Consider the following 1,807-nt stretch of genomic DNA (forward strand, 5'->3'; position numbering starts at 1 on the left):
GCCAAAGGCCTGACGATGCAGCACCCGGATATCCCGGCGGGGTTGCGCGGGCGCTATGCGGGGCTGTGTTCTGCGCCAATGCTCGACCATCTCACGCGGTTGGGCGTGACGGCGATTGAACTGTTGCCGGTTCACAGCTTCATTGATGACCGGTTTCTGGTGTCGCGCGGGTTGCGCAATTACTGGGGCTATCAAACGCTGGGCTTTTTTGCCCCCTCGATGCGTTATGCCCGCCGCGACGCGCAGGCAGAGTTCCGGCAGATGGTGGCCGGGTTTCACGCCGCCGGGATCGAGGTCATTCTGGACGTGGTTTACAACCATTCCTGCGAAGGCGATGAGTTGGGGCCGACGCTGGCGTATCGCGGGCTCGACAATGCGAGCTATTACCGGTTGCGCGATGGCGGGCGCTTTTATGTCAATGACACCGGCACCGGCAACACCTTGAACACCTCGCATCCGATGGTGTTGCGGATGGTGATGGACAGTTTGCGCTTTTGGGTGGCGGAAATGGGCGTCGACGGCTTTCGTTTTGATCTTGGCACCGTATTGGGACGCGAAGATCAGGGCTTTTCGCCGGGTGCGGGCCTGATGGATGCGATCCGGCAAGACCCGGTGCTCGCGCGGGTCAAGCTGATCGCGGAGCCGTGGGATATCGGCCCCGGCGGCTATCAATTGGGCAATTTCCCGCATCCGTTCGCTGAGTGGAACGACCGTTTTCGCGATGGCGTGCGGCGGTTCTGGCGTGGCGATGCCGGCATGGCATCGGACCTTGCCGAACGGCTTTTGGGCAGTGCCGGGCGGTTTGACCGGGATCACAGGGCTGCAACGTCTTCGGTGAATTTTATCACGGCGCATGATGGGTTCACCCTGTCCGATGTGACCGAATACACCGTGAAACGGAACCTCGCGAATGGCGAGGGCAATCGCGACGGCCATGGCGACAACCATTCCGACAATCTGGGCGTTGAAGGGCCGAGCGATGACCCGGTGATCCGCGATGCGCGCGGCTTGCGCAAACGCAACCTGCTGGCGACACTGCTGCTGGCGCAAGGGGTGCCGATGCTGCTCGCAGGGGATGAGATCGGCAACAGTCAGGCCGGGAACAACAACGCCTATGCACAGGACAATCCAACCGGCTGGATCACCTGGGAAGGTGCCGATCACGCATTGATGGCCTTTACCGCTGCGTTGATTGACCTGCGCAAACGCTTTCCCATCCTTCGCCAGACCCGGTTCCTGCACGGCGGCTTGCGCGCGGATGGGCTGCGCGATGTGATCTGGCGCAACGCGGCAGGGATGGAGCCGAGCGCGCAGGATTGGCATCATGCGGCGTTTCGCTGCCTTGGGTTGGAGTTGCGCGCGGCGGCGGATGCTGCCGGTGATACCACAGCACTCTACCTGTTGTTCAACGGGGGGGAGGCTGAGCAGGTGAACCTACCACCAAATGCCGATTGGGATTTGCTCCTCGACACCACGCGCCCCGATTTGACCCAGCCCGATTTTTCTTCGAATAACCCCTGCGCTTCGCCCCTTGTCGCACCCGCCCAATCCGTGCTCGTCTTTGCCAAGCGCCAATCACAGGAGTCTACCGATGATCCGCAAAGTTGAAATCACCCCGTTTGAGGGGCAGAAACCCGGCACCTCGGGTCTGCGCAAGAAGACCCGCGTTTTCATGCAGCCGCATTATCTGGAAAGTTTCGTGCAGGCGATCTTTCAGGCAATCGGCGGCGCTGCGGGCAAGGTGCTGGTTCTTGGCGGTGACGGGCGGTTCTACAATGATCGCGCGGTGCAGATCATCGTCGCGATG

1 protein-coding gene and 1 pseudogene are annotated in these 1,807 nt (G+C 61.4%); both read left to right on the top strand.

The window, feature by feature from the left end:
• The coding region (glgX, locus tag L0H65_RS19345) for a glycogen debranching protein GlgX (protein WP_301460817.1) at positions 1-1,608 on the top strand (1,608 nt) is incomplete at its 5' end.
• Positions 1,592-1,807 (top strand): annotated as a pseudogene (locus tag L0H65_RS19350) (alpha-D-glucose phosphate-specific phosphoglucomutase); the annotation flags it as partial. The gene glgX and the pseudogene L0H65_RS19350, both read left to right, overlap by 17 nt.

The organism is Pseudorhodobacter sp. (assembly GCF_030452865.1).
GTDB lineage: Bacteria > Pseudomonadota > Alphaproteobacteria > Rhodobacterales > Rhodobacteraceae > Pseudorhodobacter.